Source organism: Methylosinus sp. R-45379 (genome assembly GCF_001644125.1).
In the GTDB taxonomy this organism is placed as follows: domain Bacteria; phylum Pseudomonadota; class Alphaproteobacteria; order Rhizobiales; family Beijerinckiaceae; genus Methylosinus.
This window is the reverse complement of sequence record NZ_LUUM01000291.1, coordinates 37,125-53,524: the sequence shown is the minus strand read 5'-3', so window position 1 is coordinate 53,524 and position 16,400 is coordinate 37,125. Positions and strand designations below refer to the sequence as shown.

8 protein-coding genes are annotated in these 16,400 nt (G+C 67.2%); 6 read left to right on the top strand and 2 right to left on the bottom strand.

Going from position 1 to position 16,400, the window contains the following annotated elements:
• Positions 1–16 precede the first annotated feature (16 nt).
• Positions 17–6,001 carry an MG2 domain-containing protein gene (locus tag A1351_RS20665; protein ID WP_083967436.1) on the bottom strand — a complete coding sequence of 1,995 codons (5,985 nt, stop codon included), beginning with the start codon at positions 5,999–6,001 and terminating at the stop codon, positions 17–19.
• A gap of 47 nt (positions 6,002–6,048) precedes the next feature.
• Positions 6,049–11,223, bottom strand: coding sequence for a hypothetical protein (locus tag A1351_RS20660; protein WP_064033794.1), 5,175 nt, complete (start codon positions 11,221–11,223; stop codon positions 6,049–6,051).
• A 313-nt stretch (positions 11,224–11,536) separates the two neighbouring features.
• Between A1351_RS20660 and A1351_RS20655 the strand changes: the two genes are divergently transcribed.
• From A1351_RS20655 to ccoP, 6 genes are all read left to right on the top strand, one after another.
• Positions 11,537–11,932, top strand: coding sequence for a hypothetical protein (locus tag A1351_RS20655; protein ID WP_024878578.1), 396 nt, complete (start codon positions 11,537–11,539; stop codon positions 11,930–11,932).
• 168 nt (positions 11,933–12,100) lie between these two features.
• Positions 12,101–12,571: an SH3 domain-containing protein gene (locus A1351_RS20650; protein WP_024878577.1), complete on the top strand. Its 471-nt coding sequence runs from the start codon at positions 12,101–12,103 to the stop codon at positions 12,569–12,571.
• Between the two features lie 343 nt (positions 12,572–12,914).
• Complete coding sequence (gene ccoN / locus A1351_RS20645) at positions 12,915–14,570, top strand: cytochrome-c oxidase, cbb3-type subunit I (RefSeq protein WP_024878576.1); 1,656 nt, start codon at positions 12,915–12,917, stop codon at positions 14,568–14,570.
• A 12-nt stretch (positions 14,571–14,582) separates the two neighbouring features.
• Positions 14,583–15,341, top strand: coding sequence for a cytochrome-c oxidase, cbb3-type subunit II (ccoO, locus tag A1351_RS20640; RefSeq protein WP_064033793.1), 759 nt, complete (start codon positions 14,583–14,585; stop codon positions 15,339–15,341).
• A 3-nt stretch (positions 15,342–15,344) separates the two neighbouring features.
• On the top strand, positions 15,345–15,497 hold the full coding sequence (locus A1351_RS20635; RefSeq protein ID WP_064033792.1) for a cbb3-type cytochrome c oxidase subunit 3: 153 nt from the start codon (positions 15,345–15,347) through the stop codon (positions 15,495–15,497).
• 4 nt (positions 15,498–15,501) lie between these two features.
• The gene (ccoP, locus tag A1351_RS20630; protein WP_024878574.1) at positions 15,502–16,389 is read left to right on the top strand and encodes a cytochrome-c oxidase, cbb3-type subunit III; all 888 of its coding nucleotides are present in this window, start codon (positions 15,502–15,504) and stop codon (positions 16,387–16,389) included.
• Positions 16,390–16,400: the final 11 nt, after the last annotated feature.

Genomic DNA, 16,400 nt, shown 5'->3' with positions numbered 1-16,400 from the left:
AATTCGCGAACCTTCTTCACTTCGCGATTTCCACGCGCTTGCCGGCGCTCTGCGCTTGCAGGCCTTTCTTATACATCGTCTCGACGACGCCCGGCGGCTCGGTGAAGGCGCCCGCCGTCTGCGCCTTGGCGCGGAAGGCGAAGCGATATGTTCCCTTCGGCAATTGGTCATAAGCGTAGAACACGCGATCGTCGCCGAAGGAGACGCTGGTCGGCGCGAGCGTCGGCGCGCTCGACGGCTGCGCCTCGGCCGGCGCCGTCGCGAGATGGGGATTCAAAGGCTCGAAGCCCGCCGGCAGCGGCAGCGAGATCGCGACATGGGTGCGATCCTGCGGATTGACGAGCTCCGCCGTCTCCTCGATCACGTCGCCGATGGCGAGCTTCACGACGCCATTCTCCGCCGCGATTTTTTCCAAAGGCGCATCCGCCTTGCCGACGCGCAGAATGTCGCGCGTCAGCGCGAAGCCTTCGCTCACCGGCAGAGCCTTCGCGCCGCTCTCTTTCGGCTCGTATCGCGTCTCGACCAGCGCCATGATCGGCGCCGGTCCGCGATTGACGATCGTCAGCGCCGCAGGAGCCGTGCTCGTCTCGCGCAGGACAGGATTATTGGCGTCCAGCGTCAGCATGCGCGGCGGCGCGCCCTCCTGCGAGAGCGCGATCTGCAGGGGCGTTTGCGGACGACGCCAAATCTCGGCGAGCGCATCGATCGCGGCGGCGGTGGCGTTGGTCGAGCCCCAGCCGTCGCCCTCGCCCAATCGCAGCAGCGCGTCGCGCAACAGCCCCGCGCGCGGATCGGAAGGCGAAGCGATCGTGACGGCCCGCAGCATCTCCGCGAGCGAGCGCGTCTCGGAGGGCAAAATCACCGGATTGCCGCCGTCCGCCGCCTGGCCCGCATAATATTGCGCGCCGTTGCGAGAGAGAATCTTCACGCGGCTCCACAGAGAATCGAGCAAGGAGTCGACGTTGCGCCGATCGCCCGATTGCGTGCGCGCGGCGGCGCGCGTCAGCTCCGCAACGCTGGCGTTGGCCATGAAATCGGCGTGCCGCGACAGCTCGGCGACATAGGATTCGTCGAGCTTGCCGCCCTCGGCGAGCGCGATCAGCGCCTCGACGCGCTCGCGCAATTCCTCGCCGGAGAGCAGACGCGGATAATCCGAACGCAGCGACAGCTTCAACACATTGGCGAGACGATCGGCGAGCGGCTTGTCGATCGGCTCGCCCGCGCGCTCTGCGCTGACGAGGAAGGAATAGGCCCAGGCGGTGAGCGACACATTTCCGCGCGCGCGCGGCCAGAAGGCGACGAGCCCATCGGCGTCGACCGCTTGATCGATCGCGCGGATCGTGTTGCGCACATCGCTGGAAAGACGGCTCTCGAGCCCCGCAGCCGAGAGAATCGGCGTGAAATTCTTGAGCGCCAGCACCGAGCGCGCGAGCGAGAGGCGCTGCTCCGTGCAGCCATAAGGATATTCGACGAGCGCGTTCAATCCCGCGACGAGCCGCACCAGAGCGGGATCGCCGGCGATCGTCACGTCACGGCGGAAGGAGCCGGGCCGCGCGGCGTCGGTCGCGGCCGCGAGTGTCTTGCTCTCGCCGGGCGCGATCTCGACGATCTCATAGCGCCGCACCGGCAGACGATCCGGCCTGATCGGCAAGTCGATCTCCACCGCATCGCGCGCATGGTCGGCGTCGCGCTCCACACGAAAATTCAGCTTCACGCTCTCCTTGCCGGGCGCTGGCTCCGGCACGCTGGCGGCGACATCGATGCGCGCAGGCTTGTTCGCGATCCAGCTGAAAGCCTGCGACGCATTGCTCGCCAGCATCAGCCCCTCCGCGGCGACGGAGGCTCTGCCGCCGCCGCCAGGCCCCTCGACGATGCGCGCGAGGACGGAAACATCGAACGCATCGCCCGGCCGCAGGAAACGCGGCAACACGGGCTGGGCGACGAGCTCCTGACGAATGAGCATCTCGCCCGTCGCATAGCCGAAACGATCGGCGCCGCTCACCGCCTTGGCGCGCAGCTTGAACACGGTGAGCGAGTCGGGCAGCTTCACCTTGATCTTTGCGACGCCGTCGGCGCCGACTTTCACGCTCGGCAGATAGATCGGCACGGGCGTGAAATTCTTGCGCACGCTGACATTGGTTTCCGCGCCCCATTCGTCGAGGCCGGCGTCGCCGCCAGGAATCTCCTCCAGCGGAATCTTGCCGAAGGCGAGATTGCGCGTGTCGCGCGCGGCGAGCCTCGTCTCGCGCTCGACGATGAAATCCGGCAGCGGATCGAGCGGCCGCTCCTTGGCGAGCGACAGCACCGCCTGATCGACCATCCAGAATGTCGCTTCTCCGGCGAGCGGCTTGCCGAGATCATCGGAAAGACGCAAGCTGACCTCCACCTCCTGCCCCGGCCGCGCCTTCGTCGGATAATCGAGCTTTGCGGTCACGATATTCTTGACCGGCGTCACCTCGATCCATTTGGTGGCGGCGATCGTCACCGGCTTGCCCTGGTCGATATTGGAGGCCGCCGCCGGCGCGCTGTCCTTCAAGCGTCCGCGCATGATGAGGAAATGCACGGCGAGCTTCGGCGTTTGCTCCTTGCGCAGCGTGAGCGTGTAACGCCCAAAGCCATTGGCGATGTCGATGAGCTGATAATCGAACACGCCATTGGGCTGCTCGACGATGGCGAGCGCCTTGGCGTTTTGGAACGGCGATTGGACGATGAGCGTCGCCGTCTCGCCCGGCGCATAGGCTTGCTTGTCGGTCGTGATGGTCGCGGTGGAGGCCGGCGGACGCTGGAAGGTCACGGGCGTATTGCCGCCCACGAAGAAATCGACGCTCACCTGCTGACGACGGCCGATGCGATCATAGGCCTCGAGCTGCACGACATAAACGCCGGCCTCGCGCGCCTCTATCTCTATTTTCTGCGCCTCTTTCGCGCTCGTCAGTCTGCGCTCGAGGAGCGTCTCCTCCATCACCTGCGTCACATATTTCGCGGCGCCTTGCGCGAAATCGGAGGCCTGCAGCGTCGACACCCAATTGCGCTTGATGAAGCGCATGGTGACGGGAAGTCCTTCCACCGCCTCGCCCTTGCCATCGAGCGCGAGAAACTCCGGCGTCACCGCGCCGGGCCGCTCGACATAGCGCGGCAGCTTCACGCCGAGCGCGAAAGGCGGAACGGCGATGACATTCTGCACATTGCGCACCTCTATTCCATCGTCGCCGGTGACGGTCGCCTCTATCGAATAGCGCCGCGGCTGCGCGGTCGGCTCTATCGTCGTATCGAAGGTCATGCGCGAGGCGCCGCCGGCGTCGGTGCGCGCGTCGCGCTCCAGCACTGGCGAGGATTTGAACTTGCCCTCGCCGGAGAAGCGCGCGTCGCTCGAGAATAGAAATCCCTCGCGTCCCGGCGGCTGAAACACATGCGGAAATTGCACGGCGCGCCATTTCACCGGCCGTTCCGCGACCAGCCCGCCGGCGAAATAGCGCGCGATGAGATCGACATTGAACTCGCCGTCGAGTGGAACGATCTGCGGCGCATTGAGCACCACCTCGAATGTCGGCAGACGATAAGCCTCTTTCTTGAACGGAAACTGTCCGCAAGAAATCGTCTGCGGCGCTTCGCCCGCGGCCTCTGCGGTCTCGCTCGGCTCGGCCTCATCGCCTTTCGTCTCGCTCTTCTTCGGCTTCGCGCCATCGGGCTCGAAGCGCAGCGCGTAATCGCCGGTCGCCGGCGTCTGCGCATCGAATTTGTGATAGAAGCTCCCGGCGGCGTCGAGCTTCACCGGAATGCGCCATTCCTGATTGCCGGGGCCGGAGACGACCAGCGTTCCGCCCGCTTTCGCAATCGCCAGTGCGCCATCGCGATAGGCGCGCACGAAGCCCTTTATATGTACCGGCTCCTCGGGCCGATAGATCGGCCGCTCGGCGAAGACATGGCAGAGCGTGCGTGGCTCTTCCTTGCGCGGCTCCTGTGGATTCGCGGTCCATGCGAGCCAGGCGCCGTCCGGCTTCGTCCAATTCTCGCGGGCATATTCGGAGGGGCCGTCATTGGCGTCCAACACGAGCGTGTCGAGGCCCTTGGTCACGACGATGCGGCGCACATCGGCTTCCGCGCGTTTGCCGGGATCGAAAGCGAAGAAGCCGGAATTGTCGGTGGTCCCGCGCGCGAGCGTGACGAATTTCTCGCCCTTCACGCCTTCGAGCCGCACTTCCGCGCCGGAGACGGGCTGCGCGGTGGAGAGCGAGGTGACGACGAAGCGCACGCGCGCGCGCTCCTCTATCGCGCTCAGCGACAGATCGGTCACTTGCGCGCGCAGCCAATGGCGTTTCTTCTCATCCACGGCGCGCAGGCCGATGAGATAGGTTCCCGGCTGTCCAGCGCCGGCGATCTTGGCGAATTCGCTCGACAGATCGAGGCCGAATTTGGCGTCGGCGCCATTGCGACGGATCGGCAGATCGAGCAACGCGGAAACGGCGGGCGAGCCCAGCGCCTTTATGCGCGCGACGATCGCTTCGGCCTCCGGCGCATCGGTCTCGCCCCAATGCGCGGGCTCATTGCCGGGCAGCGGCGGCGCGGCGCTGTCCTCCGTCTCGACGCCGCTCTTGGGGAAAGGCCAGAAGTCGCGCGCGAGCGGATCGATCGCATGAATGCGAATGTCGGCGCGGTCATAGCCGCGTCCGCGCAGCGGCAGCAATTGCGGGCCGAAACGCTCGACGAGCCCTTGCGCGGCGTCCCATGCGAGCGCCGGCCGGTCGCGATCGAAAGCGAAGCGCAGCGCGAAGCGCGAGGCGAGCGCGCGCTTTCTGACGTCGCGTAGAGCGCCCGGCGCCAGCGTCAGCTCATAGACGCGATCGGAGAGAAACTTGCCATAGATGTTGAGGCGCTTGCGGTCGATCTCGACGGAGAGATCGTCGACCGGCGGCGAGATGCGCAGCGCCTCGCGCGCGCGCAGAATGTCGATCTCGCCCGGCTGCTCGGTGAAGCTCAGCGTCAGCCGGCGCCGATTGGCGGGCTGGTAATTGGAGACGGGCGCGGATTCTTCCTCGCCCTCCGATGAAGCCGACGCCGGCGCGACGGCGTAGCCGAAAGCGCAGCGCAGCACGCCGTCCTGCTTGTCGTCGCTCCAGCCGCGGCCGCAGCTCGCCTCACTGACGGCGAAAGGCGCGGCAGAACGCGCGCGCAACTCGAAAATCTCATCGTCGAGCCCCGGCTCGTCGGCGAGCTTCAATCGCAGGATCGCGACGCGTCCGTCGTGAATCGACTCGCGCAAGCGAATGGCGACGCTCTGCGCGGCGTTACGATCGGCGCGCTCCAGCGGACGAATGTCATAGTCCTTCGGCGTCAGCAATTGTCCGCCGAGCGGAGAAATTCCCGGCGCAGGACGCAATTCGATCGTCAACAGGCGCGCCAGCGCGGCGATATCGACGGGCTCGGGAAAAGTGAGCGTTATCTGCTCGAGATCCGCGATCGGATCGGCGCTCTCCGTCGGATTGGTGGAAGAGGGCGTCGGCAGCAGCGCGACGAGCCGCGTCGCGGCGGCGCCCGCCTCTATATCGACGCGCTGCAGCGGCTTCCACAGCTCGGCGGGACGAAATTGCAGCGCGCGCGCGCCGATCCAGCGCCATTCGCCGGCGGGCTCGCCGGAGAGCTTGGCGAATTTCTCATGCACGTCTTCCGGCCCGCCGGCCTTGGGGCCGATGTCGCGATCGAAAAAGATGGTGATGGGATCGAAGCTGCGCAGAAATTTGTCCGGCACGATGCGCGCGCCATCGGCGCGGCGCAATTGATCGAAGGACGCCGTCTCGGCGCGCAGCGGCGCGGAGCCGGAGAGACCAGCGAGAAAAAGCAATGCGAGCGGCGCGCGCAACAGCGCGCCTCTGCAAAGGAGGCCCGTCATCGCGAGGAGCGAAGCCACCAAGCGATCCAGTGGCCGCCCTGCGACGCTGGATCGCTTCGCTCCGCTCGCGATGACGGCGGTGAGACTCGAGAACAGAAAAAGAATGCGTTTCATCGCCGAGCCTCGAATGGGACTGAGGGCGTTTGTCGAATGAGGAAAGCTCATCTGCCGCTCTTCCTTCCGGCCTTTTCCAAAAACTCCGCCGCCACTTCCTGAGGCGGCCCGGAGGGCGGCGGCGCGAGGCCGCGCAGAGCGAGGCGCAATGTCGTCGCGGGCGCGTCAGTGGGCGCGCGCGCCTCCACGAAATAACGGCCGGGCTCGAGGCGCAGAATCTGCGCGGCGCCTTCTCCGAGCGTCTTGCCGGCAACGTCGAGGAGACGCAGCGCGGCGCGATCCGGCTCGGCGCGCAGGCCGAGGCCGATCTCGCCCGCCTTCGTCACCTCGAAGGTGAAGAGCGCGGAGCCGGCGGGGCCGAGCGCGATCGGATCATTGACGCCGTCCGTCACCGGAATGACCGGCGTCGTCGCAATGCTCAGCACGCCGGAGAGCGCGCCGTCATGCGGCGAAAAAATCTCGATGAGCGCGCGGCCCGGCGCGGCATAGCGATGCAGCTCCACGCCAGCGGGGAATGTCTCCACCTCGCGCGCGCCATTCTGCGTGAAAGCAAGAATCGCCGGCGCGCTCGTGCGAATGTCGACGACGATGGGCGCGGTCACATCGAGCGCGAAAGCCTGCGCTTCTCCGCTGAGCGTCGCAGCGAAAGGCGCGCTCACATCGCGCGGCGCAGCGGCGGGCCAAGGCGATTTGCCGGCGCGCTCGATCCAGGCGGCGACGAGGCCGGGCGCATGGGCGATGGTCGCCTCTCCCGAACCGGCGAGCGTGAGCGAGCGGCCGCGCAGCACGCGTCCATCGGCGCCGGTGAAGACCGCGTCGCCACCCGCGGTGACGAGCCGGTCGCCCGGCTGCGCCTCGACGAGATGCGCGGTCTCGCCAGCGGCGCCGTAGAAGCGCTTGATCGCTCGGCTCGCCGTGATCGGCTCTTGGCGTTCAAACGAGGAGGCGACGCGCGCGGGCGCGGGCGCGTCGGTGAGATTGACGAGCCATAGCGCGCGGGCGCCCTCGAGGCGACGCGAGAGCGGCGCGCCATCGGCGAAAGCGGCGAAGGCGCGCGGCTCCTCCGGCGCGGAGAAAGCGGCGAGGCCGCTCGGAAGATCGAGCGCCAGAGCGCCGGCGCCGTCGAAGACGAGAGGCTGCGCGGTGAGGGGCGGAATGACGCCGGAGAATTGCGCGCCGGCGCGAAGGGGCGCGGCGAGCGCGACGTCGATCGCGCGCGCCGTGAGACGCAGGGACTGCGCGTCGCCGGCGTTCCACAGGCGCGGCGGCTCCTTGCCGGCGAGCGCCAGAGCCGCGCCCGGCGCGACGGCGAAGCCGTGTCCGGCCGAGACGCCCGGCTGACCGAAGGCCGAACGCGCGAGCCACAGCCGCGCCTTGCCGGAGGGCGGCGCGGCGGCGGGCAGAATGGCGCGGTCGTTCTCGCCGAGGGTGAGCGGAATTTCAGCGCCGCTGGGCGCGAAGGCGGCGACGCGCGCCCGTGCGGCGCAATCGTCGCGCGAGAGCAGCCACAGGCACTCCGATTGCGGCGCCAGCGCGCCGGCCGAAGCCGGAGCGAGCAGGCGACCGGCCGCCGAGCCCGCGGCGAGCGAGGCCGGCGCAGAGCCGATAGAAACCAGCGCCGAAGCGGGCGCGGCGACGAGGCCGACGCAGATTTTTGTCGCGAGCCCTTCGATCGGCGCCGGCTCCAGCGCTATGTCGCCATAGCCGCGAGGCGTGCGCGCCAAGCTGCGCGCGGCGAGGGTGACGGGTGCGTCGGCGCCGCCGATGGTCCAGACGCTGGCGCGCCATTCGCCGCTCTCCGCCGGCCAGGCGGCGACAGGCGCAAGGCCGCGCTCGCGGCCAATGACGCGCCAGCGTCCATCGGCCTCGCGCTTCTCGATCGACAGCGCCGTCTCGCGCGTCGATTGTGCGGCGACGATCATCAGCCGCCCCTCCTGCGCAGCGGGCAGCGCCAGCTCATGCGCGCCGGCGCCGGAGACGGTCTTCACGCCCGCGAATGTCAAAGCCTCGGCCGGCGCGGAGGCGGGCAGAGCGAGGCTCATCTCGACGCCCTCCGGCTCGGCCGGCTCCTCCGTCTCCTGCGCGACGGTCTCGCCTTCCGTGGCGGCGCCTTCGTCTTCGGCGTTCTGCTCCTCGGCCACGGCCGCGGGTTGCGGCGCGCCCTTCAGCTCGTCGAGCCGCAGGCGATAGGCGCCCGCCGGCAGGCGCCGCGAGAGCGAGACGTTCCAATCTTCCGCGCGTCCCTCGAGCCGCTCGATCACGGCGCCATTCTCATCCTCGAGCGCGCCGATCAGCTCCTTGTCGCCGAAGCTCGCAATATCGACGACGCCGTCGCGCGCGATGGAGAAGGGCAGAGCGGCGGGCAGATCGACGAAGCGCGGCGCGCCCGGCTGCAATTGCGTCGATGTGAGCGCGATGCGGTAATCCAGCCGATCGTCATGGGCGAGGCTGCGCGCCTCGACGCGATAGGCGCCGGCGGCGAGCCTGCCGGAGAATTTGCGGCCGGCGGCGAATTTGCCGACGCTCTTGCGCGCCGAGTCGAAAATCTCCGCGACGATGCCCTCGCTCACATCCAGCGCAATGTCCGAGTCGCCGGCGAGCGCGAAGCTCCACACATCCGGGTCGCGCGGCGCGCTTTTGGCGAGAGGCTCGCGCCATTGCAGCTTCTGCGGCGCGTCGAAAGGCAGCGCATGTGGGCCATGGCCCTCGAGCGGCGCCGGCGTCACAATCCTGCGCAGGCGCGCGACGAAGCGGCCCTCGACATCCTCCGGCAGCACGACGAGGCGATAGCTTCCCTTCTCGAAACGACGGGTGAGACGCGTCAGCGGGCCGGGCGTGGTGAGCGGCCAGCCGTCCGCCTCCTCGAGCCGCGCGCGCCATTGCTTGCCGAGCCCGGTGAGATCGAGCCGATAGAATCCGTCCTCGGGAATATCGATCGGCACCACCGCCCCGCGGCCGCCGTCGAGCGCAGCGCGCGCGGCGCCTTCGCCGCTGATCGGCGCCGTCGTCGTCATCGCCACAGCCTTCACCGAAAGGCCGAGATGGCCGGCGGATTCGCGCGCGGTGACGGCGGCGCGATAGGCGCCGGCGCGCAAATAGCTCGTCACCAGCGCATTATGGCCGGGGCCATTGTTCTCGCCCTCGCCGAGATGCGGCGCCAGCGCGGCGCCGAGCGTGAGGCGCGTCTGCAATCGGCCCAAGGTCTCGACGCGATAGAGCCCGCCTTCGGCCACATCGAAACGAAACTCCCGCGTCTCGTCGCGGGAGAGATCCAGCCAAGCGGGCTTGGCGGCGGAAATCGTCGCTGGCGGGCGCTCCTTTACCGCCTCTGCGGCGGCCGTCTCCACATCATGCGCATAGACGAGGGCGAGCGCGCCCGGCTCCGCTCGCGCCGGAAGGCGAATGGTGGCGAAGCGATTGTCGTTCTCGATTTTTTCTTCCGTGATCTGCGCGGGCGCGCTCGCGCCCTTGTCGTCGATGACGAGAATCCTGCCGCCGCGCGGCAGGCGCACCGGCAGAAGATATTCCGTCGCGGCCGGCCGCGACAAAGGCGCGGCGCCCTTCTCGAGATCGGCCGGCAGAGCGATGACGCGCGGACCCGTCAGCAGGCCCGGCGCGCTATTGGCGAGAATGAAATGCGAGGCGCCCCGGTCGAGCTTGTGCTCGCCGAAGGAAATCACCGCGCGGGCGGAGGGCCGCGGGGGCAGCTCTGGGGCGAGGCCGGGCGGGCCGAGCGTCACATCCACGATTCCAACGGCGCCTTCCAACGGCTCGAGCGAGAGAAAATAGAAGCCCGCCTGAAGATCATAGCGGCTCGGCAGGCGGCCATCGGCGCGCGCCGCGGCGGCGCCGAAAGCGGGCTCGATGATCGCGCGCAGGCGCGGGCCTTTCACCGAGATCGCCACCGGGCCGCTGTCGGTCGCCTCGAACAGCAGAGTGGTCGGCCCACGCAGATTGAACTTGCCGCGATAGGCGCGGCCGCCGCCGATCTTCGGGAGGTCCGACGCCAGCACGCGCGTCTTGCCATTTTCCGTGCGCGCCAGCAGCGCCGTGGCGGGGACCTCGTCGGCCCCCTCGCCGGCGACGTCCATGGCGACCAGATTGGGTCCTTCCGTCTCGATCGGCGCGCGGCTCGCCCGGCGCAATGCGCGCAGCGAGAACGCCTGCCCCTCGAGGCCGGAGACTTCGATGAGGCCCAAAGTCTTGCCGTCGCCGCCGAGCGAGACGATCGCGACCGGCTCGCGGCTCGTCTTGTCGATCGCGGCGGACGCCGGCGCGCCGGCGCCACGCCGCGCCTCGAGGCGGGCGGCGACGGGCTTGGGCAGCTCCAGGCGGAATGTGTCATAGCTCGCCGGCGCCTCGAAGCGCGCCGAGCCGAAAGCGCCGATGACGCCATTGGCGACGCCCGCGGCCAGCGATGCGGGCTCGATGAGATGCAAGAGGAAGGGCTGGTTTGTTCCGCCCTCCGGCCAGACGATGGGCTCGCCGCCATAGGCGATCGCGATATAGCGGCCGGGCTCGACCGCGCCTTCCAGCCGCAGCCGCGTCATCTGGCGGCCGGGCCGCGTCTCGATGGTCGCACGCGCGGGTGAAAGATCGATGAGCTCGCCGCTCGCCTTCCACAGACGCAGATCGCGCAATGCGCGGCCCAGCGCCTCCACGCCGACGCGGCCCGAGGCCCCCACCTCGAGCGAATAGCTCCGCTGGGCGAGATCGCCGAGCTCGGCGGAAAATGTCTTGCCGGGCGCCAGCGCCTCGCGCGCGCCCTGCTCCTGAAACGCCTCGGCGGTGAGGCGCGCCTTGCCGGCCGCGCTCTTGTCCATCGCGCCCTTGGCGCCGAAGAGCCGCAGCTTGTAGACGCCGGCGTCGAGCAGCAGATCGAGCCGCCCGTCGCGCTGGCCCGCGGCGCCCGCCGTCTCGCCGGGGCCGGTTATCATATCGACGAGCCCAATGGCCACGCCCGAGGCGCTATGCGCGGCGATGGCGTAGCGCCCCGGCGCCGGAATGGTCAGAAGCGAGAAGCCGTCGCGATCGGCCGGCAGCTCGCTCACAGAAAATCGGCCGGGCGCGGCATGCTGCTCGACGCGCGTCGACTCGACACGCGTCTTGGCGGAAGGCGCGGGCTCCGACGCCGCATAGGAGACGAAGGCGCCGAGCGACAGGCAGGACATCGCGAAAGCGATTGCGATCTTCAGAAGCAAGGCCCCGATCATGCGCAACATGACACCCTCCGCCGCGACGCGCCGCAAGACGCCCCGCCCGAGCTTACGTCGCCGCTTGTTTCCGAGTCGAGCCGGAGTGTCGCGCGACGCCTCTCCATGGGCAGAAGGAAACGCGCTTTTTCGAGGCGCCGCCGTGCGCGACCGCACAATACGACGCCGATATGACGCTTCGCTAAGAGTTCGCGCGCGACCGCGTTAACCTCGAGGGAAAGTGAATTTGCGCCGCGCCCCTGACGCCGGCCGGGCGCGCGCTACTTGCGCCGTCGTGAGGCATCATGATTGCCGAACGGCATGCCTATTACGGAGGTCTTGAATGAAATCGAAAATCGCATCCGTCCTCGCCGCCGCCGCTCTGCTCGGCTCCGTCGGCTCGGCCGCGGCCTTCCCGCGCGTCGTCACCGACCTCGCCGCCTTCCGCACGGGTCCCGGCCTCGACTTCCTGCCCATCCTCGCGGTTCCCCCGCAGGCGGTGGTCGATGTGCACGGCCACATCGGCGGCTGGTCGCGCGTCGCCTATGCCGGCAAGATCGGCTTCATCGCCAGCTCGCTGCTCGCGCGTCCGATCGTCGTGAGGCCGGTCGTCACCTCGGTCGTCGTGGCCCCCACCCCGGTGGTCGCCGTCGCGCCGGCTCCGGCCGTCGCCATAGCGCCCGCTCCGGTCGCGGCTCCGGTCGGCCTCATCACGGCTCCGCTGCGCATCTTCGAGTAATCGAGACGCGGCGAGGCGAGCAGACGCGCGGAACATGTTTCCGCGCGTCTTTCGTACGTGCGCCGCGCGAGCGAGTTTCGCGGACAGAAAGCGAGCGCGCCCCCACTCTTTCGATGCTAGAATTTTCGAGTCGAATCTTTTTGGAAAATTCGTTTCGAGCGAGGCTCCATGCGCTCTTTCTTCCTTTCCTGCCTCTGCGCGCCTTTTCTTCTCTTTTCGTCGCAGACGCAGGGAAAGCCCGCCAAGGTCGGCGAGCTCGTCAACCTACGCTCCGGCCCGGGCCTGAGCTTCGCCGCTCTTCTCGCCATTCCCCCGGACGCGGTGCTCGAGGTCGCCTCCTGCCGCTCCGATTGGTGCCGCGTCACTTACGCAGGGTCCGCCGGCTATGTCGCGCAGCCGGCGCTCGTGCCGATCGCCGCGCGGCCGGTGGAGACGCCCATCCTGCCGCCGCTCGGCGCCTATGTGTGGCGGCGCGACATTCCGCCACTCTTTGATCCTTACGACTCCGCCGGTCCCTGGTACACCGGCCCTTGGGCCTATGAGGGAGCCAACGCCGTGCAATGGCGCTACGGATTTCCCGGCGGCTATGTGCCTTGGTATCGCAACGCCATCTGGCGGCCGGGCTTCGGCTGGTTCTGACATCCGCGAATTGCGACGCGAAAACGCCGCTGCGCGCAGCGCGTATCGACGCGCGCGCAGGCGCCGCGCATTGCGACAAATAAGCGCGCGTCTCGTTTTTTGACGTTTGCGCGCTGCGAAGCGCATGCGTGAAAGTCCCAGAATTCCAGGGAAAATAACGCACGATTTTCATTCGCCTGTGACATTTGTGCGCAGCGCGGGACGCACGCCGCTTTTCTTGATCGATATCAAATCGCATCGCCGCGCGAGCGATAGACTCTTACGCGTGATCAAAGACGAAAGGCAGGGCGCGCGACACGCGAAGCGCCCCGCGCCTTCCCGCCAGTCCGCGAGGATCCCGCCCATGGCGCCGAATGACGCTCCCGCAAAATCCGTCACCTTTTCAGAAGCGGCGATGACGCTTCTCTTCATCGCCTTCGCGGCGTTCGCCGGCTTCGTCGCCTCGCGCGCGCATACGCCGGCCTATGCGTTCCACGCCGCTCTATTCGCGCTCGGCTCCATCGTCGCCGTCTTCGCACTGCTGAAGCGCTACGAGCTGCGCGACGCGGAGGCGCCCGCGCCCTTCATCGACGGACGGCCCAATTACAATTACGGGCCGATCCGCTTTTGCGCACTGGCCGCATTGTTCTGGGGCGTCGCCGGCTTCGCCGTCGGACTCTATATCGCGCTGGAGCTCGCCTTTCCGGCCTTCAATCTCGATCTGCCCTGGATCAACTTCGGGCGCCTGCGGCCCTTGCACACTTCGGCGGTGATCTTCGCCTTCGGCGGCAATGTGCTGCTCGCCACCTCCTTCTATGTCGTGCAGCGCACCTGCCGCACGCGGCTCGCCGGAGATCTCGCGCCTTGGTTCGTCGTCCTCGGCTATAATTTCTTCATCCTCATCGCCGGCACCGGCTATCTGCTCGGCGTCACGCGCGGGCACGAATACGCCGAGCCGGAATGGTATGCGATCCTCTGGCTCGTCGTGGTCTGGGTCGTCTACCTCATCGTCTTCCTCGCCACTTTGGCCAAGCGCGAGGAGCCGCACATCTATGTCGCCAATTGGTTCTTCCTCGCCTTCATCGTGACGGTCGCGGTTCTCGTGCTCGGCAACAACACCGAGATTCCGATCTCCGTCTTCTCGCCGAGATCGGTGATCGTCTGGGCCGGCGTGCAGGATGCGATGATCCAATGGTGGTATGGCCATAACGCCGTCGGCTTCTTCCTCACCGCGGGCTTTCTCGGCATAATGTATTATTTCGTGCCCAAGCGCGCCGAGCGGCCGATCTATTCCTATCGCCTCTCCATCGTGCATTTCTGGGCGCTGATCTTCCTCTACATCTGGGCCGGCCCGCATCATCTGCACTATACGGCGCTGCCCGATTGGGCGCAGACGCTCGGCATGACCTTCTCCATCATGCTGTGGATGCCCTCCTGGGGCGGCATGATCAACGGCCTCATGACTCTCTCCGGCGCATGGGACCGGCTGCGCACTGATCCCGTGCTGCGCATGCTCGTCGTCTCCGTGGCCTTCTACGGAATGTCCACTTTTGAAGGGCCGCTGATGTCTGTGAAGGCGGTGAATGCGCTCTCGCATTACACCGATTGGGGCATAGGCCATGTGCATTCGGGCAGCCTCGGCTGGGTCGGCTTCGTCTCCTTCGGCGCGCTCTATTGCCTCATCCCCTGGGTTTTCGGCCGCAAGCTCTATTCGCTGAAGCTCGTCGACTGGCACTTCTGGATCGCGACCATCGGCATCGTCTTCTACATATCGGCGATGTGGGTCGCCGGCATAATGCAAGGGCTGATGTGGCGCGCCTACACGCCGCAGGGATTCTTGGAATATTCCTTCATCGAGACCACCGAGGCGCTGCATCCCGAATATGTGATCCGCGCGGCGGGCGGCGGCCTCTTCCTCATCGGCGCGCTCATCATGGTCTACAATATCTACAAGACGCTGCGCGCGCCCGCGGCGGCGAGCGCCACAGAATTCTCGCCCCTTCCCGCCCCCGCGCAATAAGAGGAGAGAGACATGTCCGACATTGCGCGCAACACGCAGACGGGCGGCCTGCAGAAGCGGCTCGAGACCAATTCGATCCTGCTTCTGCTGGCGATCCTGCTGCTGGTCTCGATCGGCGGAATCATCGAGATCGTGCCGCTCTTCTATCTGCACAACACGATCGAGAAAGTGGAGGGCGTGCGGCCCTATTCGCCGCTCGAGCTTTCCGGCTACAACATCTATGTGCGCGAAGGCTGCTACACCTGCCATTCGCAGATGATCCGTCCCTTGCGCGACGAGGTGGAGCGCTACGGTCATTACTCGCTCGCCGCCGAGAGCATGTATGACCATCCGTTCCAATGGGGCTCCAAGCGCAACGGGCCGGATCTCGCGCGCGTCGGCGGACGCTACTCCAATGATTGGCAGCGCGACCATTTGCGCGATCCGCGCTCCGTCGTGCCGGCGTCGATCATGCCGGGCTATCCCTTCCTCGCGCAGACGCCGCTCGACGCCGAGCATATCGTCGAGCAGATGAAAACGCTGCGTCTCGTCGGCGTGCCTTATAGCGATGCGCAAATCGACAATGCCAAGGCCGATCTTTCGGCGCAGAGCGCGCCCGATGATCCGGGCGCCGAAGCGCTGCGCCGCCGCTATCCCAATGTCGTCGTCAATGACCAGACCGGCAAGAGCGGCGTCACCGAGGAGGATGCGCTCATCGCCTATCTGCAGCATCTCGGCGTCTCGGTGAATTTCAAGCTCTATGACGACAAAGCCGCAGTGAATGTGAGGTGAGCCATGACCACTTACGAATCGTGGCGAGAGCTTTCAGCGAGCTCGGGCCTTTTCTTCTTCGTCGCATTGTTCGCCGGAGTCCTGGCCTATGCGCTATGGCCCTCCAATCGCGAAAAATTCCGACGCGCCGCCGAGACGCCAATGCGAGAGGACTGAAGACATGTCGACGCGACAAGCTCACAGCGACGCGGCCCGCATCGATCCGCATTCCAAGACCAGAACGACCGGCCATGAATGGGACGGCATAGAAGAGCTCGACACGCCGCTGCCGCGCTGGTGGGTCATCACCTTCTATGCGACCATCCTGTGGTCGATCGGCTATTTTCTCGCCTATCCGGCGCTGCCGACTCTTTCCGGCGGCACGCAGGGCCTCATCGGCTGGCATTCGCGCGCATCGGTCGCGCGCGACATGGAGCAGCTGAGCGAGATTCGCGGCCCGGTGCTGGAGCGCCTCGCCAACGCGCCGCTGGAGGAGATAGAGGCGCGGCCGCAATTGCTCAGCGCCGTGCGCGCATTGGGCGCCGCCGCTTTCGCCAATAATTGCGCCGGCTGCCATGGCGCCGGCGCGCAAGGCGCGAAGGGCTATCCCAATCTCAATGACGATGATTGGCTGTGGGGCGGCAAGCTCGCCGATATTCGCCGCACCATTGAGCATGGCGTGCGCTGGGACGCCGATAAGGAGACGCGCAGCGAGACCATGCCCGCCTTCGGCCGCGATGGAATGCTCGACGCGAAGCAGATTTCCATCGTCGCCGATCAGCTTCGCGCAATGGCGAAGCTTCCCGGCGGCATAGCGACTGCGCAAGGCGCCAAGCTCTTCGATGACAATTGCTCCGTCTGCCATGGCGTCGACGGCAAGGGCAATCGCGATATGGGCGCGCCCAATCTCACCGACGCTCTGTGGCTGTTCGGCTCCGACAAGGAGACGATCGCGAGCCGCATCGCCAATGGCGGCGGCGGCGTGATGCCGGCGTGGAAGGATCGCCTCGACGAGCCGACGATCAAGGCGCTCACCATCTATGTGCATACGCTCGGCGGCGGCGAGTGAGGGAGAGGAAA

What these genes read in the sequence shown, in the direction of transcription:
- A1351_RS20660 (WP_064033794.1), bottom strand. Translation starts at nt 11,223, where the DNA reads ATGTTGCGCATGATCGGGGCCTTGCTTCTGAAGATCGCAATCGCTTTC.
- ccoP (WP_024878574.1), top strand. Translation starts at nt 15,502, where the DNA reads ATGTCGACGCGACAAGCTCACAGCGACGCGGCCCGCATCGATCCGCAT.
- ccoO (WP_064033793.1), top strand. Translation starts at nt 14,583, where the DNA reads ATGTCCGACATTGCGCGCAACACGCAGACGGGCGGCCTGCAGAAGCGG.
- A1351_RS20655 (WP_024878578.1), top strand. Translation starts at nt 11,537, where the DNA reads ATGAAATCGAAAATCGCATCCGTCCTCGCCGCCGCCGCTCTGCTCGGC.
- A1351_RS20635 (WP_064033792.1), top strand. Translation starts at nt 15,345, where the DNA reads ATGACCACTTACGAATCGTGGCGAGAGCTTTCAGCGAGCTCGGGCCTT.
- A1351_RS20650 (WP_024878577.1), top strand. Translation starts at nt 12,101, where the DNA reads ATGCGCTCTTTCTTCCTTTCCTGCCTCTGCGCGCCTTTTCTTCTCTTT.
- ccoN (WP_024878576.1), top strand. Translation starts at nt 12,915, where the DNA reads ATGGCGCCGAATGACGCTCCCGCAAAATCCGTCACCTTTTCAGAAGCG.
- A1351_RS20665 (WP_083967436.1), bottom strand. Translation starts at nt 6,001, where the DNA reads ATGAAACGCATTCTTTTTCTGTTCTCGAGTCTCACCGCCGTCATCGCG.